Raw genomic sequence first — 17,098 nt, 5'->3', positions numbered from 1 at the left:
CGTCAGAAGAATTGTTGTCCGGGCGTCGCACTCCCACGGCATTGTGAGCCCCGGTCAGAGTTTTAAGTCGCACGCGTTCAAGGATCGGCGCCACTATCGGGCCGACAAATCTAGCCGAAGGAGGAAGCCATGCGCTTCAACACCCAAAGCGTCATGAGACTGGCCCTGGTGGCCGTCGCCGCCGCCTCACTGGCCGCCTGCGCGACCAAGCCGAAGACCAATCCCGACCCCGGACCGCGCCCGCCGCAGGGCGGCGGCGGTGGTGAAACCTACGTCCCGCCGAAGGGCCCCGGCCCCGTCGACAGCCGGCCGATCCCCGGCTCGAGCCAGGACTTCATCATCAACGTCGGCGACTTCGTCTACTTCGATCTCGACAGCTACGACATCCGCTCGGACGCCATGCCGGTGCTCGACGCCCAGGGCGCCTGGCTGCGCCGCTATCCGAACGTCTCGATCCGCATCGAAGGCAACGCCGATGAGCGGGGCACCCGCGAGTACAACCTGGCCCTCGGCAGCCGCCGGGCCAACGCTGTCAAGGACTACCTGGTCTCGCGCGGCGTCTCGCCCAGCCGGATCATGACCCTGTCGAACGGCAAGGAACGCCCGATCAATCCGGGCACGGACGAGGAAGCCTACCAGCAGAACCGTAACGGCCAGACGATCATCACCAGCGGCGGCTACTAGGCGACCCTGTAGACCAAGGCACGGAGGGGGTCGCTTCAGGCGGCCCCCTTTTGCCGTAATATTGACGCCGGACACAGGACACTCTGACGCCATGAAGCCGACGCTCTCCTCCTCGCTCAAGGCCGCCCCCTTCCTTGCGGTGCTGATCGCCGTCTCGGTGCACTTCGCCGCCGTGGCCCAGACCCCCATGCCCGACCCACTCGACGACCGCTCGGTCAGGCGGCTGGAGAAGATGGAGAAGGTGGTCCGCGAGCTGCGCGCCATCGTCTTCCAGGGCCGCGACAGTGGCCAGCCGGTGGTCGTGCAGGACGCCGAGACGGGCGCGGTGATCGCCGCCCTCACCGACCGCGTCGCCGACCTCGAACAGACCCTGACCCGCAGCAACGCCGGCAACGAAGAGCTCGGCATGGACCTCTACCGCACCAAGCAGGCCCTGGCGGCGTCCGAAGCCAACAACAAGTTGCTCGGCGATCGCCTGGCCGCCCTCGAAGGCCGCATCGCCAGCCTGGAAGCGGCCGCCGCCGCCGCCCCGACCGAGGAACAGGCCGCCGTCGCCGAGACGCCGGTCGACCCGGACGAACTGTTCGCGCTCGGCCGCAAGCAGATGGCCGACGGCGACTACTCGGCCGCCGAGGTCAGCTTCGACCGCTATGTCGGCGCGTTCGGCGATACCCCGAGGGCGCCCGAAGCCCGCTACTGGCTGGGCAAGACGCTCAGCGCCCGGGGCGACAACTCGAGGGCCGCCAGCGCCTATCTCGGCGCCGTCCGCGGCTGGCCCAAGACCAGCTGGGCCCCAGATGCGGTGGTCGAACTGGCCAAGAGCCTGGTCGCCCAGAAGCTGCCCGCCGACGCCTGCCAGGCGCTGGGCGAACTGCCCCGCCGCTACCCCAACGCCGCCGCCGGCGTGACCACCCGGGCCCAGGCGGTCCGCGCGCAGGCCAAGTGCGCGGGCTGACCGTCCAGGTTGCCGACCCCGTCGCGACCCGGGTCGCGGCCGTCCTCGACGAACGGCTGGAGACCCATTCGGACGCGCCCCTGGCCGTCGCCCTTTCCGGCGGCTCGGACTCCCTGGCCCTGCTGCATCTGGTCAGCGGTTGGGCCCGCCAGAACGGCCGCCCGGTCATCGCCCTGACCGTCGATCACGGCCTGCAGGCGGTCAGCGCCGCCTGGGCCGAGCGATGCGCCGAGATGGCCGCCGAACGCGGCCGCGCCCACCGGACGCTCACCTGGGACGGCGACAAGCCCGCGACCGGCCTGCCCGCAGCCGCCCGCGCCGCCCGCCACGCCCTGCTGGCCAAGGCCGCGCGGGACGCGGGCGCCACCGTCCTCTTGATGGGTCACACCGCCAGCGACCTTGGCGAAAGCGCCGCCATGCGGGCCGCGGGCTCGACCGTCCCGGACGCCCGAGAATGGGGTCCCTCCCCCGCCTGGCCGGACGGGCGCGGGGTCTTCGTGCTGCGGCCGATGCTGGGGTTGAAGCGCGGCGACCTGCAGGACTGGCTGGCGCGTCGCGGCAAGGCCTGGATCGACGACCCGGCCAACCTCGACCTGCGCTACGCCAGGGCGCGGGCCAGAGCCGGCCAGCTTGGGAGTTCGCCTCTGGGCTCCCTTCTCCCCTCGCGGGAGAAGGTGTCGGCGAAGCCGACGGATGAGGGGGTTCACCGGCGCTCGACGCAGCCCCTCACGACCGTCTCATCGCGGTTGAAGGACCTGGGAGCCCCCTCATCCGGCCCTTCGGGCCACCTTCTCCCGCGAGGGGAGAAGGGACCTCTCACGGCGGCTGACCACGCTGGGATAATCACATTGCATCGGGATGCGTCCGCTCGCGAAATCGCGGCTGCCTGCCTCTGCGCCGCCGGCACATCGACCCCGCCGCGCACCGAACAGCTGGACAGCCTCCTGGCCCGCATCGCGCGCGAGGACACCATCGCCACCCTGGCCGGCGCCCGCATCGAGGCGACCGGCGACACGATCACCGTCTGCCGCGAGACCGGCGAATTGTCGCGCGCGCCCTCGCCGCCCCTGCGGCTGTCCCAAAACGAACCGGCCGTATTCGACGGCCGTTTCGAACTGACCGCCGAGGCGCCAGGCCTTACCGTGCAACCGCTTTGGGGCCACACCGCCAGACTGCCAAAATCCCAGCAGTCCGCGCTGAAAGCCCTGCCGCCGGCCGTCAGAGGCGCGCTTCCGCTGGTCAGCGACGGCGCCGGGGTCTGGACTTGCCCGATCCTTGCAGCTAGCCCGTCTGTCCGTATCCGGTCGCTGGTCCGGCTCCGTTTCGAAGCGGCGCTGGGCCTGATCACAAAGGAAGCGGATGCGCATCCGGTCGCGCCTTGTGGCGAACCCGGAGGCGGCGTCCTACATTGATGTGTCACAACCCTTTTTGCGGACCTGAGTAGACAGCATGAATTTGCGGAATTTCGCGGTCTGGGGCGTCATCGTCGTCGTGATGATCGGCATCTACAGTGTGCTGAGCGGCAACAACCAGACGATCAGCGCCCCGACCGGCTCCAAGGCCGGCGGCGACATCAGCTACTCGACCATGCTGACCAAGGTCGATTCCGGCGAGGTCCGCAAACTCGACTGGCAGTCGGCGACGCGGGTGCGCCTGAGCACCGCCGACCCCAAGGTCACCTACTTCACCACCGCCCCGCCGACCGAGGACCTGCTCAAGCGCCTGGAAGCCAAGGGCATCGACGTCAGCTTCCCGCGCGGCGACAAGTTCAACCTGCTCAGCCTGCTGTCCGGCGCCCTGCCGATCCTGCTGCTGATCGGGGTGTGGATCTTCTTCATGCGCCAGATGCAGGGCGGCGCCCGGGGCGCCATGGGCTTTGGCAAGTCCAAGGCCCGGCTGCTGACCGAGAACAAGAACCGGATCACCTTCGACGACGTCGCCGGCGTCGACGAGGCCAAGGAAGAACTGCAGGAAATCGTCGATTTCCTGAAGGATCCGGCCAAGTTCCAGCGCCTGGGCGGCAAGATCCCCAAGGGCGCCCTGCTGGTCGGCCCTCCCGGCACCGGCAAGACCCTGATCGCCCGCGCCGTCGCCGGTGAAGCCGGCGTGCCCTTCTTCACCATCTCGGGCTCCGACTTCGTGGAAATGTTCGTCGGCGTCGGCGCCAGCCGCGTGCGCGACATGTTCGAGCAGGCCAAGAAGAACGCCCCCTGCATCATCTTCATCGACGAAATCGACGCCGTCGGCCGCCACCGCGGCGCCGGCCTGGGCGGCGGCAATGACGAGCGCGAGCAGACCCTCAACCAGCTGCTGGTCGAGATGGACGGCTTCGAGGCCAACGAAGGCATCATCCTGATCGCCGCCACCAACCGTCCCGACGTGCTGGACCCGGCCCTGCTGCGTCCGGGCCGCTTCGACCGTCAGGTCGTGGTGCCCAACCCCGATGTCACCGGCCGCGAGAAGATCCTGCGCGTCCACATGCGCAACGTGCCGCTGTCGGCCGATGTCGATGTAAAGACCCTGGCCCGCGGCACCCCCGGCTTCTCCGGCGCCGACCTGGCCAACCTGGTCAACGAGGCCGCTCTGGCCGCCGCCCGCAAGAACCGCCGCATGGTCACCATGCATGACTTCGAGCACGCCAAGGACAAGGTCATGATGGGCGCCGAGCGCCGCTCGATGGCCATGAGCGAAGAGGAAAAGCGCAACACCGCCTATCACGAGGGCGGCCACGCCCTGGTGGCGATGAGCGTCCCCAGCGCCGACCCGGTGCACAAGGCCACCATCGTGCCGCGCGGCCGGGCTCTGGGCATGGTCATGCAGCTGCCCGAAGGCGACCGCTACTCGATGAAGTACGTCCAGATGACCTCGCGCCTGGCCATCATGATGGCCGGCCGGGTCGCCGAGGAGCTGATCTTCGGCAAGGAGAACATCACCTCCGGCGCCAGCAGCGACATCAAGGCGGCGACCAACCTGGCCCGCGCCATGGTCACCCAATGGGGCTATTCCGACGAGCTGGGCTTCGTCTCTTACGGCGACAACCAGGAAGAGGTGTTCCTCGGTCACTCCGTGGCCCGGACCCAGAACGTCTCCGAAGAGACTGCCCGCAAGATCGACTCCGAGGTCAAGCGCCTGGTCGACGACGGCTACAACGAGGCCAAGCGCATACTGACCGAGAAGGCCGCCGATCTCGAGATCGTCGCCCAGGGCCTGCTGGAGTACGAAACCCTCAGCGGCGAGGAGATCACCAACCTGCTGAAGGGCGTCAAACCGGTCCGCGACGACATCGAGCCGCGCCGCCCCGGCGGCCCCTCGGTCTCCGTGCCCCTGTCGCCCCGGCCGGGAACGGCCACGGCCAGGAACATCGACTAGGATCAGCCCCCGGCCCGCAAGGACCGGGGGTTTTTCCGGCTCAGTGGAAGCCCGCCGCGACGCCGGTGGCGGCGACCTCGTTGATCAGCTCGTAGCAGAGCGTCAGTTCGTCGGTCTCCGTGTTCCAGAAGGCGTTGGACACGCCGCAGTCGCGTGCGGTCAGCTTCACCGTGGTGTTGACGTCGGTGTATCTGAACTGCCGGATGATCTCCCGCACCTCCTCGAGGATGCGGTAGCGCCTGGCGATCTGCGCCGCGTCCCGGGTCCCTGGCCCCGGCTCCATGTAGGTCAGGTTGGTGAAATAGCCGTCGAGGTTATGCATCTGGCTGACCTGGCCCTTGAGCAGCTTCGACCAGCTGGTGTTGTTCTGCGCCGTCTCGCCCAGGCAGCGCTGGCGGCTGCGTTCGGGAATGCCCATCCGCCCGGCCAGCGGCCCGAAGTCCTGGGGCGAGGCGCCGTACAGCAGACAGGCGATCTGGTAGGCGCGCTGCTCGTCCATGCCGTGCTCATCCCACCAGGGCAGCTGGTCGCGGGTGATGTCGCTCTGCCGGGCCGAGGCCAGCCACCATTCCATGGCCGCCACCGCGTCGGTGCCGTCCTCGCCCTGGCTGTCGGGCGACATCCAGAAGGTGGCGAAGCGGTCGGCGGCATCCTCCTCGCGGCCCAGCACCGGCAGGTCGTAGAGATCGACCAGCCCATGCCCCAGCTCATGCAGGATGACGAACCGCAGGGTGCCGCGGGTGAACTGGTCGAGGCTGACGGCCAGCGGCGACAACGACTGTGGCGGGGCCAGGTGGATGCGCGGCGGCGGGGTCTGGGCGGCGGATGAGGTCGCCAGGCCGAGCGACAGCGTGGCGGCGAGAAGCAAGCGTTTCATATGAATCCCCTTCGCCCCTTCCTTGCGGGATCGCCGCGCGCGCGGCATCACTCAAAAATGTGGGAAAACCTGAAGCGCCCTAAGGTGATGGGCATCGTCAATGTCACGCCGGACAGCTTCTCCGACGGCGGGCGCCATGACAGCACGGCAGCCGCCGTCGCCCATGGCCGCAAGCTGATCTCCGACGGCGCCGACCTCCTCGACATCGGCGGCGAGTCGACCCGCCCCGGCGCCGCGGCGGTGTCCGTCGAGGCGGAGATCGCCCGCGTCCGGCCGGTCATCGAGGGCCTTGCCGGCGCCGACGTCCCCCTGTCCATCGACACCATGAAGCCCGCCGTCGCCCGCGCCGCCATCGCCGCCGGGGCGACCATCTGGAACGATGTCGCCGCCCTCACCGCTCCGGGCGCGCCCGAGACCGCCGCCGAACTCGGCTGCGACGTGGTGCTGATGCACATGAAGGGCGAGCCGCGCACCATGCAGGATGACCCCCGCTACGACGACGTCGTGGGCGAGGTCGAAGCCTTCCTGCTGGCGCGCGCAGAGGCGGCCATGGCCGCCGGCGTGGCGCACGACAGGATCTGGCTCGATCCCGGCATCGGCTTTGGCAAGACCGTGGATCACAACCTGGCCCTGCTCGCCGCCCTGCCCCGGCTGGTGGCGCTCGGCTACCCCGTCCTGCTGGGCGCCAGCCGCAAGCGCTTCATCGCCACCCTCGACCCGTTGGGCAAGGACGCCGACGCCCGACTGGGCGGCTCCCTGGCGGCGGCGCTGGCCGGCGCGGCGGCGGGCGTCGCCGCCGTGCGGGTTCACGACGTGCGCGAGACGGTGCAGGCGCTCAGGGTTCAGGCGGCGATTGGCGGCTAGGGCGCCAGGGAACGGAGCTTGCCCGACTCAAATTCCGTATATGGACGCCGGCCGCCACTGTCGGCACTGTCCGCACCGGGAGGACCGCCGAATGGCGACCGCGCGATATCTGGTCCGCGATGTAGCCGAGGCTGTCGGCTTCTACACCGACGTGCTCGGTTTCGAGGTGCGTCAGCGATTCGGCCCGGCCATGGCCGTGGTCGTGCGCGGCGACCAGGACCTGTGGTTGGCGGGCCCGACCTCCTCGGCCGGCAAGACGCTGGACAGCGGGGCGCAGCCCGGACCGGGCGGCTGGAATCGCATCGTGCTGGTCGTCGATGACCTCGCCGGGATGGTGGCGCGGATGACCGAGGGCGGGATAGTCTTCCGCGGGCCCATTGTCAGCGGTCCGGGGGGATCGCAGGCCTTGTGTGAAGACCCTTCGGGGAATGCCATAGAACTGTTCGAACCGGGCAAGGGGGGCTGATGGCCGAGTTCACCGCCAGCGATGGCGTCACCATTTCCTACGACGACGCCGGGGTGACCGACGGCAAGCCGGTGCTGCTGGTGCATGGCTTCGCCTCGAATCGCGACGAGGGCTGGAAGCGCACCGGCTGGTACGCCGCCTTCGAGCGGCGCGGCCAGCGGGTCATCGCCCCGGACTCGCGCGGCCACGGCCGCAGCGGCAAGCCGCATGACCCGGCCTCCTACGCCACCGGCCGGCGGCTGGCCGACCTGACCGAGCTTCTGGACCATCTCGGCGTCGCCCGGGCCGACGTCGTCGGCTACTCGATGGGCGCGAGGCTGGCGCTGTCCCTGGCCATCGCCCGCGGCGACCGCATCGACCAACTGGCCGTCGGCGGCATCGGCGAGCGGCTGTTCACCCCCTCACCCGGGGACGACGCCATGGGCCAGGCCATGGAGGCCGACGATCCGGCCACGATCGCCGAGCCCATGCTGCGGAGCTTTCGCCAGTTCGCCGACGAGCAGGGCGAAGACCGCATGGCCCTGGCCGCCGCCTCGCGCGCAGAGGGCGTGACCCTCACCCCCGACGACCTCTTCGGCATCAGCGTTCCCACCCTGGTCGTCGCCGGCAGTCGCGACGCGCTGGCCGGCGATCCGCAGGGCCTGGCCGATCATATCCGGGGCGCCAAGGCGGTCTCCGTCCAGGGCTGCGACCACTTCAACGCCATCCCGCACGCCATGCTGAAGGCGACGGTGTTCGACTTCCTGGATGGCTACCTGGACGACCCGTTCGGATGAACGATCTCGACCCCGTCTCGCGACTGATCAACGACCAGTTGCCTCCGGCCCGCCGCCGGAAGTTCGCGGCGGACGAGCGGTTGGCGGACATCGGCTTGCACATCCTGTTGATCAACGAGGTCGTCGATGACATCGAGATCGAGTTCGGTATCGGACCCCCGCCCGCCGTCAACCAGGTAGTGGCAGAGCGACAGGCCAAGGGCGTGGCCCTGCCAGTGCTGTTCGATACCACCGGCCTGACCGTCGGCGACCTCCGCGAGGCCGCCGGATCAGGTCATTGGCCTGAACGCCTGTACGAAACCGGTCAGGCTCCCAGCGCGTAGGGCCCGCCCTTCTCCAGCCCGCGCTTCCAGGCGGGACGGGCGTGGATGCGTTCGATCCAGGCGGCCATGTTGGGATAGCTGGGCAGCTTGCCCATGGCCTTGGCGACCTCGGGGATGAAGCTCATCTGGGCGTCGGCGCCGGTCGGCTCACCACCCAGCAGGAAGTCACGGCCGGCCAGGCTCTGTTCGACATAGGAGAGGTGGTTGGCGATCTCGCTCTCGATGCGCGGGGCCAGGGGCGCGCCGCCCTCCCCCGGCCGGCTGACGTACATGTTGAGCATCAGCGGCAGCATGGCGCTGCCCTCGGCATAGTGCAGCCACTGCTGATAGTGGTCGAAGGCCGGGGTCGAGGGATTTGGGGCCATGCGGCCGTCCGCATGGCGGCGGATGATGTAGTCGATGATGGCGCCGCTCTCGATCACCGTCATGTCGCCGTCGGTGATCACCGGGCTCTTGCCGAGCGGGTGGACGGCCTTCAGCTCCGGCGGGGCCAGGCGGGTGGTGGCGTCGCGGCTGTAAAACTTGATCTCGTAGGGCAGGCCGAGTTCCTCGAGCAGCCAGAGGATGCGCTGCGAGCGGCTTTCGTTGAGGTGGTGGACGGTGAGCATGGGGCCTCCCTGGTGTTTATGAGAACCTAGCCGCTGGTTGGCCGCAGCGGTAAAATAATGCGTCGGCCGGCTGTCTTGTGTGCGTTTGCGAGATACATAGAGTGCGCTGCACAAGAATTCCGGGAGATCATTGCATGACCGCCGCCGCCACCGTCGCCGAAGACAGCCTGATCCTGGACGGCCTGACCGGCCTTCTGCGCGATGCGGCCGGCGAGGCCCAGGCCTTCGTGGCCGAGGCTAGGGGCGCGGTGAAGGCGAAGATCACCGCCGGCGGCAAGATCGATCGCAAGCTGGCCGACGCCGAACAGCACAGCGTGCATGGGTTCGGCTGGTACGCCTCCTACGCCGAGCTGATGACCCAGGTCGCCGGCTGGGCCTCGGCCCTCGAGGCGGCCGGCAAGTTCGGCGAGACCGAGGCCCTGCTGGCCCAGCTGCTGTTCGCCGAATACGCCAACCAGCTGATCGGCGGCATCCCGATGAACCAGGGCGAGATGATCCGCCCCTGGGACCTGACCGCCGACCAGGCGACGATCCAGAAGCTGTTCACCCCCGCCCTGTCCCGCTGCATCAACGAGGGCGGCGGCCAGGCGGTGAAGAGCCGGGTGGCCCAGCTGGTCGCCCAGGCGCGCGGCAAGGCGACGGTCGAGGATACCGGGCTCGACGAAACCTTCGAGATGATCCGCGACCAGTTCCACAGCTTCGCCGAGGAAAAGGTCATCCCCTTCGCCCACCAGTGGCACCTGAACGACGAGCTGATCCCGCTGGAGCTGGTTGCCGAGCTCGGCGACCTGGGCGTCTTCGGCCTGACCATTCCGGAGGAATACGGCGGGTCGGGCATGGGCAAGACGGCCATGTGCGTGGTCTCCGAGGAGCTGAGTCGCGCCTGGATCGGCGTCGGCTCGCTGGCGACCCGCTCGGAAATCGCCGCCGAGCTGATCCTGACCGGCGGCACGGGCGATCAGAAGGCCGAATGGCTGCCGAAGATCGCCAGCGCCGAGATCCTGCCGACCGCCGTCTTCACCGAACCCAACACCGGCTCGGACCTCGGCTCTCTGCGCACCCGGGCGGTGCTGCAGGGCGACCAGTATGTCGTGACCGGCAACAAGACCTGGATCACCCACGCGGCCCGGGCCGACGTCATGACCCTGCTGGTCCGCACCGAGCCGGAGACCACCGACTACCGCGGCCTCTCCATGCTGCTGGCCCCAAAGCTGCGCGGCGATGACGCCGCTCCTTTCCCGACGCCCGGCATGAGCGGCGGCGAGATCGGCGTCATCGGCTATCGCGGCATGAAGGAATACGAGATCGGCTTCGACGGCTTCACCGTGCCGGCCGCCAACCTGCTGGGCGGCACGCCCGGCCAGGGCTTCAAGCAGCTGATGGCCACCTTCGAGAGCGCCCGTATCCAGACCGCCGCCCGCGCCGTCGGCGTCACGCAACGGGGGCTCGAGCTGGGGCTGAACTACGCGCTCGACCGCAAGCAGTTCGGCGGCCCGATCTTCGGCTTCCCGCGGGTGGCCAACAAGCTGGCGATGATGGCGGCCGAGCTGATGGGGGTGCGCCAGCTGACCTATTACGCCGCCCGCCAGAAGGATGAGGGCAAGCGCTGCGACCTGGAAGCGGGCATGGCCAAGCTGATCGCCGCCCGCGTCGCCTGGGCCGCCGCCGACAACGCGCTGCAGATCCACGGCGGCAACGGCTTCGCCATGGAATACGAGATCAGCCGCGTGCTGGCCGACGCCCGCATCCTCAACATCTTCGAAGGGGCCGGCGAGATTCAGGCCCAGGTCATCGCGCGCCGGCTGCTGGAAGACGGGAACTAGCGCCCGATTCGCCGGGCGGTCGCCCGGATTATTGGGTCGCCAGTTGAGCCCCCGCTGCCCCGACCGGATGCCGGGCGCCGTTCATGATCAGCTCGATCTGCCGGTCCATGCGGGCCGTCAGGGCCCCCGCGTCGGCGCCCAGCTGGGCGGCGAGGCTGTAGTTCCAGGCGTAGGCGGCGATCAGCAGCTGCAGGATCAGGTCGAGGTCGGCCTCGGGGTGGACGTCGCCGCGGGTGATGCCGTCGGTCAGGGTCTCGCGCAACATCGCCTGGAAGCTGGCGTTGCGGCCGAACGGCGTCGTCGTCTCCTCCAGTGAGGGACTGTAGCTGGCGGCGATGTGGGCCAGGAACAGCTTCACCCGTCGGCATTCGAAGTCATAGTGGATGGCGAAGATCGAGCACAGCCGATCACAGGTCGATCCCCGCAGATAGGGCAGGACCCGGGTCAGTTCTTCCTGCAGCGGCTCGACCCGGTCAGCCATCACCTGGCTGAGCACGTCGGCCTTGGAGCTGAAGGTGGTGAAGACGCTGCCCACGGACACGCCGGCGCGATCCGCGATGGCGCGGATCGTCGTCTCGTCGTAGCCGATCTCGTGGAAGAGATCGCGAGCCGCTGACAGCACCTTCTCGCGCGTCGCGGCCTTCTGTGTGTCCCTTACCCCCAAACGAGCTCCCCCGGGGTTACGCCGATAGAAAAGACGCCCCGAGTCCCGTCGGGGCGTCTTGTCCGTTGTGTCGTCCTACGTACGCGCGCCGGCGAGGATCAGATTAATCTGATCCGACAGACGCGAGGTCAGGTCGTCTGCCGTCCAGCCGTCGAACACTGCCCGACGATAACCGGCAAGGTAAACGTCCCACAAAACGCCAGCGATCAACCGAAGGTCAGCGCGCTGCGACAGTTCGCCGCGTTCGACGCCGCGGCGCAGCGTGTCGCTGACCATGGTCATGACGGGCTTCAGGGCCTCGCGGTTGCGCTTCTCGCCGGCTTCGCTGCGGGTCCAGCTGGCGGAGATGCCGGCCTGGAGCAGCGGCAGCTGGGCCATGTGGAAGCGGTAGGCGACGCTGAACAGGTCGGTCAGGGCCTTCTCGACGGTTTCGCCGTTATTGGCGGCGTCCTGCATGGCCTCGCCGAGCAGGGCGTAGTCCTGGGCCAGAATTTCGTCGAACAGCTCGCTCTTGTCGGCGAAGCTGGCGAACACGGCGCCGGTCGACATGCCGGCGGCCTTGGCGATGTCACGGATTGTGGCGCCTTCGTAGCCACGCTCGGTAAACAGCTGGCGGGCGGCGGCCAGAACCTTCTCACGGGTGCGCTGCTTGGCGAGCGCCCGACGGGTCGGTTTGGCGGGACGCACGGCCGGGGAGGCAATCACGCGCATCGGGATATGGTTCATCGAATGGACTCCAGACGGGTCAGGGCGCTGGTGGCGCGCTGCTCAAACTCAACGCAGTACTCATCGACTACGTTCTGCAAAATCTCGGAATAGCGGCGGGCCAGCTCACGGCCGTCCTGCGCGGCGTCGCGCAGATCGGCGATCAGCTGACGGACTTCCGCCAACGCGTCACTCATTTCATCGGCCGGCGAATTGTCCGCCGGCGCAGGCATGGCTGCCATAGTGCGCCTCTCATGCCTTCCCGCTGTTTCGTGAGCTGAACCGATCCGCGGTAAGGGGTCGATCATGTTCAGCGAACCGGCGTCAACGACCGGGGGGGGGGGGGGGGGGGGGCGTTTAGCGGCACATTGCGACGAGATCAAGACAAATTGTACAGTTAACGAAACTCACCAAATCCAGCCATGTCACCGCTATCATGGCCCATTCTGGGCCGATATGTGACAATTGCACTCACCGAACGTGGTCACTGAACATATTGCGACGAACGCGCGTCTTTCAACCGGGATGGTCTACGTAAGGAGAAATCCTTATGGCCTTTCCCTCAAGCGGAGCTAAGTCTCGGACGTGCGCGACATATTCGACATCCTGATCCCGGCGGCCCTGATCGCGGTCTTCGTCGTCCTGTGTCTGGGGCTCTATGCCCTGTTCCGCGGGGGTGACTTCGGCCGCTCGAACTCCAACAAGCTGATGCGGCTGAGGGTGCTGATGCAGTTCATCGCCGTCCTGGTGCTGGTGGCGGCCTACTGGACGCGGACCAAGCAGCTGTGGTGACGCTCAACAGGATCTACACCCGCACGGGTGACGGCGGCACGACCCGGCTGGCCAGCGGCGAGCCGGTCGCCAAGACCCATCCGCGCGTCGCAGCCTATGGCTCCGTCGATGAGACCAACGCCTGCCTGGGGCTGGTGCGGCTACACACGGGCGGCGACGCCGTGCTCGACGGCATTCTCATGCGCGCCCAGAACGATCTCTTCGATCTCGGCGCCGACCTGGCTACCCCCGATCGCGGTGAAAAGCTGGCCTGGGAGCCGCTGCGCATCCTGGCCAGCCAGGTGGAGCGGCTGGAGCGCGAGATCGACCTGCTCAATGGCGAGCTCTCGGACCTGACCAGCTTCGTGCTGCCCGGCGGGACGCCGGCGGCGGCGGCCCTGCACCTGGCCCGCACCGTCTGTCGGCGGGCCGAGCGCGAGGCGGTGGCGCTGGCGGCGCTGGAGGACGAGGTGGTCAGCCCGGAGGCGGTGAAATTCCTCAACCGCCTGTCGGACCTGCTGTTCGTGGCCAGCCGCTGGGCCAACGACAAGGGCGCCGGCGACGTCCTGTGGACGCCGGGCGCCAATCGATAGCTATTTTTTGGCCGGGGCTTCCGCCGGCCTGGCGGCGGGCTTTTCCGGGGCCGGCGCGGGCTTGGGCAGGTCGGCCATGGCGCGTTCGCCGTAGCGGTCGCGCTGCTGCTGGGCGGCGGCCTGGCGCTTTGACCATTCCTCGCGGCTGACGCCGGCCGGGCGGCCGGTCAGGGCCGGGATATAGAGGGGGGTGGCGCAGGTGCGGGTGGCGGGGTCCCACCAACGCTCCTGGCCGGCGCATTTCTTGGCCGGCCAGACGTAGAAGATCTGATAGCCCCAGATGCCGACGACCCCGATGGCGAAGAGACCGAGGAAGATCCATTTGAGGCGGGTAATGGCGTTGCTCATGGCCGAGCGCTCTAGCGGAAATGCCAGGGTCCCGCCAGCCGGGGCTTTGTGGGCGTTTTTCTGCCCAACCTGACCCTTGGGGAAACTTGCATTGCGCCGCCAAGCTAGTATCAGCCTGACCGCGCAAGACTTTTCGCAACGCAACACGGGCGGACAATACCCATGAAGGTGCTGGTCCCGGTCAAACGGGTAATCGATTATAACGTCAAGGCGCGGGTCAAGGCCGATCAGAGCGGCGTCGACCTGGCCAACGTCAAGATGAGCATGAACCCCTTCTGCGAGATCGCGGTCGAGGAAGCTGTTCGTCTGAAGGAAAAAGGCGTCGCCACCGAGGTGGTTATCGTCTCCATCGGCCCGTCCCAGGCCCAGGAAACCATCCGCACGGCCCTGGCCATGGGCGGTGACCGCGGCATCCTGGTGCAGTCCGACGCCGACCTCGAGCCCCTGGCCGTGGCCAAGCTGCTCAAGGCCGTGGCCGAAGAGGAGAAGGCCGACCTGGTCCTGATGGGCAAGCAGGCCATCGACGGCGACAACAACGCCGTCGGCCAGATGCTCTCGGCCCTGCTCGGCTGGCCGCAGGCCACCTTCGCCGCCAAGGTGGAGGTCGCCGACGGCAAGGCCACCGTGACCCGCGAGGTCGATGGCGGCGTGCAGACCGTCGAAGTGTCGATCCCGGCGGTCATCACCGCCGACCTGCGCCTCAACGAACCGCGCTACGCTTCGTTGCCGAACATCATGAAGGCGAAGAAGAAAGAGATCGCCCTGAAGACCACCGGCGACTACGCGGTCGATATCGCGCCGCGCCTCAAGGTCGTGAAGGTCACCGAGCCCGCCAAGCGCTCGGCCGGCATCAAGGTCGAGAACGCCGCCGAACTGGTCACCAAACTCAAGACTGAAGCGGGGGTGCTCTAATGGCCGTCCTGGTCGTCGCCGATAACGACAACGCGCACCTGCGCGACACCACCAACAAGACCGTCACCGCCGCCCTCGCGCTTTCGAGCGACGTGGACGTGCTGGTCATGGGCTCGGGCGCCCAGGCCGTCGCCGACGCCGCCGGCAAGATCGCCGGCGTGCGCAAGGTCCTGCTGGCCGACAGCGCCGATCTGGGCCACGGCGTCGCCGAGGCCCAGGCCTCGACCGTCGAGGGCCTGATGGGCGGCTACGACGCCGTCCTGATCCCGGCCACCTCGGGCGGCAAGAACTACGCTCCCCGGATCGCCGCCCATCTGGACGTCGCGCCGATCAGCGAGATCGTCGAAGTGGTCGATGCGAACACCTTCGTTCGCCCGATCTACGCCGGCAACGCGCTGGAGACCGTGCAGTCCTCGGACGCCAAGAAGGTCATCACCGTTCGTCCGACCGCCTTCAAGGCGGCGGCTGACGGCGGCTCGGCTTCGGTCGAGGCGGCCACGGCCGGCACGGCCGATGGCGGCGCCAGGTTCGTCAGCGAAGAGATGGTCAAGTCCGACCGTCCTGAACTGACGGCCGCCAAGATCGTCGTCTCCGGCGGTCGCGCCATGGGCTCGGCCGAAGAGTTCGGCAAGGTGATCGAGCCCCTGGCCGACAAGCTCGGCGCCGCTGTCGGCGCCTCGCGCGCGGCTGTGGACGCCGGCTACGCCCCGAACGACTACCAGGTCGGTCAGACCGGCAAGGTCGTCGCCCCGGCGCTGTACATCGCCATCGGCATCTCGGGCGCCATCCAGCACCTCGCCGGCATGAAGGACTCGAAGGTCATTGTGGCCATCAACAAGGACGCCGACGCGCCGATCTTCCAGGTCGCCGACTACGGCATCGTGGGCGATTACAAGACGGTCGTTCCCGAACTGATGGCGGCGCTGGGCTAGGCAGCCCTTCACCGTTGAAGATCGAGGGCCGGACGGAAACGTCCGGCCCTTTTTCTATTCCTCCCCCGCCCTACGGGCGAAGGAGGATTTGGCGGGCGGCGGCCTCATCCCTGTGGATCTGCTCGACCATCAGTTCGATGCTCCCGAACTTCTCCTCCGGCCGAAGGAAGGCGACGAGTTCCGTCTCGATAACCTGGCCATACAGGTCCTCGTCGAAGTCGAAGATCCAGACCTCGAGCCGGGTCTCGACCTCGCCCGTCGTGGGGTTCTTCCCGATGTTGGCGACGCCGGGGAGCAGGCGGCCGCCCGGCAGGCGGGTGCGAGTGGCGTAGACGCCGAGGCGCGGCGTCACATAGTCGGCCATGAAGACGTTGGCGGTCGGGAAGCCGAGCTGGCGGCCCAGCTGCTGACCGCGGCGCACGACGCCCTCGATGGCGAAGGGGCGGCCCAGGATGGCGGCGGCGTCCTCGGGTCGGCCGTCGCGCAGGGCCTGGCGAACGCCGGTGGAGCTGAACTTGCCCTCGCCCTCCCCCACGGCTTCCGCGACCGAGACGCCGAAGCCGAAGGCCTCGCCGTAGGCCTTCATCAGGGCCGGGCTGCCGGTGCGGCCCTTGCCGAAGCTGATGTCGAAGCCGACGGCGACATGCTTCACGCCAAGGCCCTCGTGGAGGACGAACTGGGCGAATTCGCGGTCCGAGAAGCTGGCCATCTCGAAGTCGAAGTTGAGGACGTAGAGGCGGCTCACCCCCTGCGCCTCCAGGGCCCGGGCCTGCTGGTCGAGGGTCATCAGGCGGAAGCTGGGCTCGTCGGGATGGAACAGGCGGCGCGGGTGGGGATCGAAGGTGATCACCCCCAGCGGGCAGTCGCAGGCCCTGGCGGCCGCGGCCGCCTGGCCGATCACCGCCTGGTGGCCAAGGTGCACGCCATCGAAGTTGCCAAGCGCCACCGAGGCCCCGCGATCGGCGGGGTCCAGTGACTTCCAGCCATGGACGATCCTCAGGCTCATCCGCGCTTGGGGGCCAGGATCAGGGCCTCGCCGGTCAGCACCGCCTTGCCGTTCACCGAGCAGACGGTGTCGATGGTGACCCGGCCTTTGTCGGCGTCGATCTCCTTGATCGTGCAGACGGTGAGGACCTCGTCGCCGATGCGGACGGGGCGGCGGAAGCTGAGGGTCTGGCCCATGTAGACCGCGCCGGGGCCCGGCAGCTGCGTGCCGATCACCGCCGAGATATAGGCGGCGGAGAGCATGCCATGGGCGATGCGGCCCTTGAACTGGGTGGTCTCGGCGTAGGCCTCGTCCAGGTGCAGCGGGTTGTTGTCGCCGCTGACCTCGGCGAACAGCTGAACGGTGCGCTCGTCGGCGGTGCGGGTCATCTGCGCCGACTGGCCGATGGTGAGGTCTTCGAGGAACAGGCCCTGCATCGTCAT

General features: G+C 68.3%; 21 protein-coding genes. 13 read left to right on the top strand and 8 right to left on the bottom strand.

Going from position 1 to position 17,098, the window contains the following annotated elements:
- The first annotated feature begins 129 nt into the window (after positions 1-129).
- The 4 genes from pal to ftsH all read left to right on the top strand — a co-directional run bounded on the left by pal (position 130) and on the right by ftsH (position 5,008).
- Positions 130-684: a peptidoglycan-associated lipoprotein Pal gene (gene pal / locus O5I81_RS04450; protein ID WP_271067742.1), complete on the top strand. Its 555-nt coding sequence runs from the start codon at positions 130-132 to the stop codon at positions 682-684.
- 91 nt (positions 685-775) lie between these two features.
- The gene (ybgF, locus tag O5I81_RS04445; RefSeq protein WP_271067741.1) at positions 776-1,639 is read left to right on the top strand and encodes a tol-pal system protein YbgF; all 864 of its coding nucleotides are present in this window, start codon (positions 776-778) and stop codon (positions 1,637-1,639) included.
- Positions 1,636-3,051 (top strand): tRNA lysidine(34) synthetase TilS, encoded by a 1,416-nt coding sequence (tilS, locus tag O5I81_RS21425; RefSeq protein WP_348637290.1) that lies wholly within the window; start codon positions 1,636-1,638, stop codon positions 3,049-3,051. The genes ybgF and tilS overlap by 4 nt, the downstream gene beginning before the upstream one ends.
- Positions 3,052-3,088: 37 nt before the next feature.
- A complete protein-coding gene (gene ftsH, locus O5I81_RS04435) occupies positions 3,089-5,008 on the top strand; it encodes an ATP-dependent zinc metalloprotease FtsH (protein ID WP_271067740.1) in 1,920 nt (639 codons plus the stop codon).
- A gap of 40 nt (positions 5,009-5,048) precedes the next feature.
- Here the strand turns inward: ftsH and O5I81_RS04430 are convergent, their stop codons facing one another.
- Positions 5,049-5,885, bottom strand: coding sequence for a DUF4344 domain-containing metallopeptidase (locus O5I81_RS04430; RefSeq protein ID WP_271067739.1), 837 nt, complete (start codon positions 5,883-5,885; stop codon positions 5,049-5,051).
- Between the two features lie 57 nt (positions 5,886-5,942).
- On the opposite strand from O5I81_RS04430, the gene folP reads away from it, so the two are divergent.
- The 4 genes from folP (at position 5,943) to O5I81_RS04410 (ending at position 8,314) form a co-directional block, all read left to right on the top strand.
- Positions 5,943-6,749 (top strand): dihydropteroate synthase, encoded by an 807-nt coding sequence (gene folP / locus O5I81_RS04425; RefSeq protein WP_271067738.1) that lies wholly within the window; start codon positions 5,943-5,945, stop codon positions 6,747-6,749.
- Positions 6,750-6,840: 91 nt separating this feature from the next.
- Positions 6,841-7,215 (top strand): VOC family protein, encoded by a 375-nt coding sequence (locus tag O5I81_RS04420; RefSeq protein ID WP_271067737.1) that lies wholly within the window; start codon positions 6,841-6,843, stop codon positions 7,213-7,215.
- The gene (locus tag O5I81_RS04415; RefSeq protein ID WP_271067736.1) at positions 7,215-7,991 is read left to right on the top strand and encodes an alpha/beta hydrolase; all 777 of its coding nucleotides are present in this window, start codon (positions 7,215-7,217) and stop codon (positions 7,989-7,991) included. Before O5I81_RS04420 ends, O5I81_RS04415 begins: the two co-directional genes overlap by 1 nt.
- Positions 7,988-8,314 (top strand): hypothetical protein, encoded by a 327-nt coding sequence (locus O5I81_RS04410; protein WP_271067735.1) that lies wholly within the window; start codon positions 7,988-7,990, stop codon positions 8,312-8,314. Before O5I81_RS04415 ends, O5I81_RS04410 begins: the two co-directional genes overlap by 4 nt.
- On the opposite strand, the gene O5I81_RS04405 is transcribed toward O5I81_RS04410, so the two are convergent.
- Complete coding sequence (locus O5I81_RS04405) at positions 8,296-8,922, bottom strand: glutathione S-transferase (protein WP_271067734.1); 627 nt, start codon at positions 8,920-8,922, stop codon at positions 8,296-8,298. The genes O5I81_RS04410 and O5I81_RS04405 overlap by 19 nt on opposite strands.
- A 134-nt stretch (positions 8,923-9,056) precedes the next feature.
- Between O5I81_RS04405 and O5I81_RS04400 the strand changes: the two genes are divergently transcribed.
- Positions 9,057-10,745, top strand: a complete 1,689-nt coding sequence (locus O5I81_RS04400; protein WP_271067733.1) for an acyl-CoA dehydrogenase family protein — start codon at positions 9,057-9,059, stop codon at positions 10,743-10,745.
- A gap of 28 nt (positions 10,746-10,773) precedes the next feature.
- Here O5I81_RS04400 and O5I81_RS04395 read toward each other — a convergent pair whose 3' ends face one another.
- From O5I81_RS04395 to O5I81_RS04385, 3 genes are all read right to left on the bottom strand, one after another.
- On the bottom strand, positions 10,774-11,409 hold the full coding sequence (locus O5I81_RS04395; RefSeq protein WP_271067732.1) for a TetR/AcrR family transcriptional regulator: 636 nt from the start codon (positions 11,407-11,409) through the stop codon (positions 10,774-10,776).
- A gap of 75 nt (positions 11,410-11,484) precedes the next feature.
- Positions 11,485-12,135 (bottom strand): TetR/AcrR family transcriptional regulator, encoded by a 651-nt coding sequence (locus O5I81_RS04390; RefSeq protein WP_271067731.1) that lies wholly within the window; start codon positions 12,133-12,135, stop codon positions 11,485-11,487.
- Entirely contained in the window at positions 12,132-12,356 is a 225-nt protein-coding gene (locus O5I81_RS04385) for a hypothetical protein (RefSeq protein WP_271067730.1), read from the bottom strand. Before O5I81_RS04385 ends, O5I81_RS04390 begins: the two co-directional genes overlap by 4 nt.
- Positions 12,357-12,699: 343 nt before the next feature.
- Here O5I81_RS04385 and O5I81_RS04380 point away from each other — a divergent pair, with 343 nt between their 5' ends.
- A complete protein-coding gene (locus O5I81_RS04380) occupies positions 12,700-12,906 on the top strand; it encodes a twin transmembrane helix small protein (protein ID WP_271067729.1) in 207 nt (68 codons plus the stop codon).
- Positions 12,900-13,478, top strand: coding sequence for a cob(I)yrinic acid a,c-diamide adenosyltransferase (locus tag O5I81_RS04375; RefSeq protein ID WP_271067728.1), 579 nt, complete (start codon positions 12,900-12,902; stop codon positions 13,476-13,478). Before O5I81_RS04380 ends, O5I81_RS04375 begins: the two co-directional genes overlap by 7 nt.
- Here O5I81_RS04375 and O5I81_RS04370 read toward each other — a convergent pair whose 3' ends face one another.
- Positions 13,479-13,826 carry a hypothetical protein gene (locus O5I81_RS04370; RefSeq protein WP_271067727.1) on the bottom strand — a complete coding sequence of 116 codons (348 nt, stop codon included), beginning with the start codon at positions 13,824-13,826 and terminating at the stop codon, positions 13,479-13,481. It abuts the gene before it with no gap.
- Positions 13,827-13,988: 162 nt separating this feature from the next.
- Here O5I81_RS04370 and O5I81_RS04365 point away from each other — a divergent pair, with 162 nt between their 5' ends.
- Together O5I81_RS04365 and O5I81_RS04360 are read left to right on the top strand one after the other, a co-directional pair.
- The gene (locus O5I81_RS04365; protein ID WP_271067726.1) at positions 13,989-14,738 is read left to right on the top strand and encodes an electron transfer flavoprotein subunit beta/FixA family protein; all 750 of its coding nucleotides are present in this window, start codon (positions 13,989-13,991) and stop codon (positions 14,736-14,738) included.
- Positions 14,738-15,670 carry an electron transfer flavoprotein subunit alpha/FixB family protein gene (locus O5I81_RS04360; RefSeq protein WP_271067725.1) on the top strand — a complete coding sequence of 311 codons (933 nt, stop codon included), beginning with the start codon at positions 14,738-14,740 and terminating at the stop codon, positions 15,668-15,670. The genes O5I81_RS04365 and O5I81_RS04360 overlap by 1 nt, the downstream gene beginning before the upstream one ends.
- 70 nt (positions 15,671-15,740) lie before the next feature.
- On the opposite strand, the gene O5I81_RS04355 is transcribed toward O5I81_RS04360, so the two are convergent.
- A complete protein-coding gene (locus O5I81_RS04355; protein WP_271067724.1) occupies positions 15,741-16,676 on the bottom strand; it encodes a bifunctional riboflavin kinase/FAD synthetase in 936 nt (311 codons plus the stop codon).
- Complete coding sequence (locus O5I81_RS04350; RefSeq protein ID WP_271067723.1) at positions 16,673-17,092, bottom strand: MaoC family dehydratase; 420 nt, start codon at positions 17,090-17,092, stop codon at positions 16,673-16,675. The genes O5I81_RS04355 and O5I81_RS04350 overlap by 4 nt, the downstream gene beginning before the upstream one ends.
- Positions 17,093-17,098 lie beyond the last annotated feature (6 nt).

Origin of the sequence: Caulobacter sp. NIBR1757 (genome assembly GCF_027912495.1) — a bacterium.
Lineage (GTDB): Bacteria > Pseudomonadota > Alphaproteobacteria > Caulobacterales > Caulobacteraceae > Caulobacter.
This window is presented reverse-complemented; position numbering and strand designations above follow the sequence as displayed.

What these genes read in the sequence shown, in the direction of transcription:
- O5I81_RS04355 (WP_271067724.1), bottom strand. Translation starts at nt 16,676, where the DNA reads ATGAGCCTGAGGATCGTCCATGGCTGGAAGTCACTGGACCCCGCCGAT.
- O5I81_RS04420 (WP_271067737.1), top strand. Translation starts at nt 6,841, where the DNA reads ATGGCGACCGCGCGATATCTGGTCCGCGATGTAGCCGAGGCTGTCGGC.
- O5I81_RS04385 (WP_271067730.1), bottom strand. Translation starts at nt 12,356, where the DNA reads ATGGCAGCCATGCCTGCGCCGGCGGACAATTCGCCGGCCGATGAAATG.
- O5I81_RS04390 (WP_271067731.1), bottom strand. Translation starts at nt 12,135, where the DNA reads ATGAACCATATCCCGATGCGCGTGATTGCCTCCCCGGCCGTGCGTCCC.
- ftsH (WP_271067740.1), top strand. Translation starts at nt 3,089, where the DNA reads ATGAATTTGCGGAATTTCGCGGTCTGGGGCGTCATCGTCGTCGTGATG.
- pal (WP_271067742.1), top strand. Translation starts at nt 130, where the DNA reads ATGCGCTTCAACACCCAAAGCGTCATGAGACTGGCCCTGGTGGCCGTC.
- O5I81_RS04410 (WP_271067735.1), top strand. Translation starts at nt 7,988, where the DNA reads ATGAACGATCTCGACCCCGTCTCGCGACTGATCAACGACCAGTTGCCT.
- O5I81_RS04415 (WP_271067736.1), top strand. Translation starts at nt 7,215, where the DNA reads ATGGCCGAGTTCACCGCCAGCGATGGCGTCACCATTTCCTACGACGAC.
- O5I81_RS04370 (WP_271067727.1), bottom strand. Translation starts at nt 13,826, where the DNA reads ATGAGCAACGCCATTACCCGCCTCAAATGGATCTTCCTCGGTCTCTTC.
- O5I81_RS04405 (WP_271067734.1), bottom strand. Translation starts at nt 8,922, where the DNA reads ATGCTCACCGTCCACCACCTCAACGAAAGCCGCTCGCAGCGCATCCTC.
- folP (WP_271067738.1), top strand. Translation starts at nt 5,943, where the DNA reads ATGTGGGAAAACCTGAAGCGCCCTAAGGTGATGGGCATCGTCAATGTC.
- ybgF (WP_271067741.1), top strand. Translation starts at nt 776, where the DNA reads ATGAAGCCGACGCTCTCCTCCTCGCTCAAGGCCGCCCCCTTCCTTGCG.
- O5I81_RS04400 (WP_271067733.1), top strand. Translation starts at nt 9,057, where the DNA reads ATGACCGCCGCCGCCACCGTCGCCGAAGACAGCCTGATCCTGGACGGC.
- O5I81_RS04350 (WP_271067723.1), bottom strand. Translation starts at nt 17,092, where the DNA reads ATGCAGGGCCTGTTCCTCGAAGACCTCACCATCGGCCAGTCGGCGCAG.
- O5I81_RS04365 (WP_271067726.1), top strand. Translation starts at nt 13,989, where the DNA reads ATGAAGGTGCTGGTCCCGGTCAAACGGGTAATCGATTATAACGTCAAG.
- O5I81_RS04360 (WP_271067725.1), top strand. Translation starts at nt 14,738, where the DNA reads ATGGCCGTCCTGGTCGTCGCCGATAACGACAACGCGCACCTGCGCGAC.
- O5I81_RS04430 (WP_271067739.1), bottom strand. Translation starts at nt 5,885, where the DNA reads ATGAAACGCTTGCTTCTCGCCGCCACGCTGTCGCTCGGCCTGGCGACC.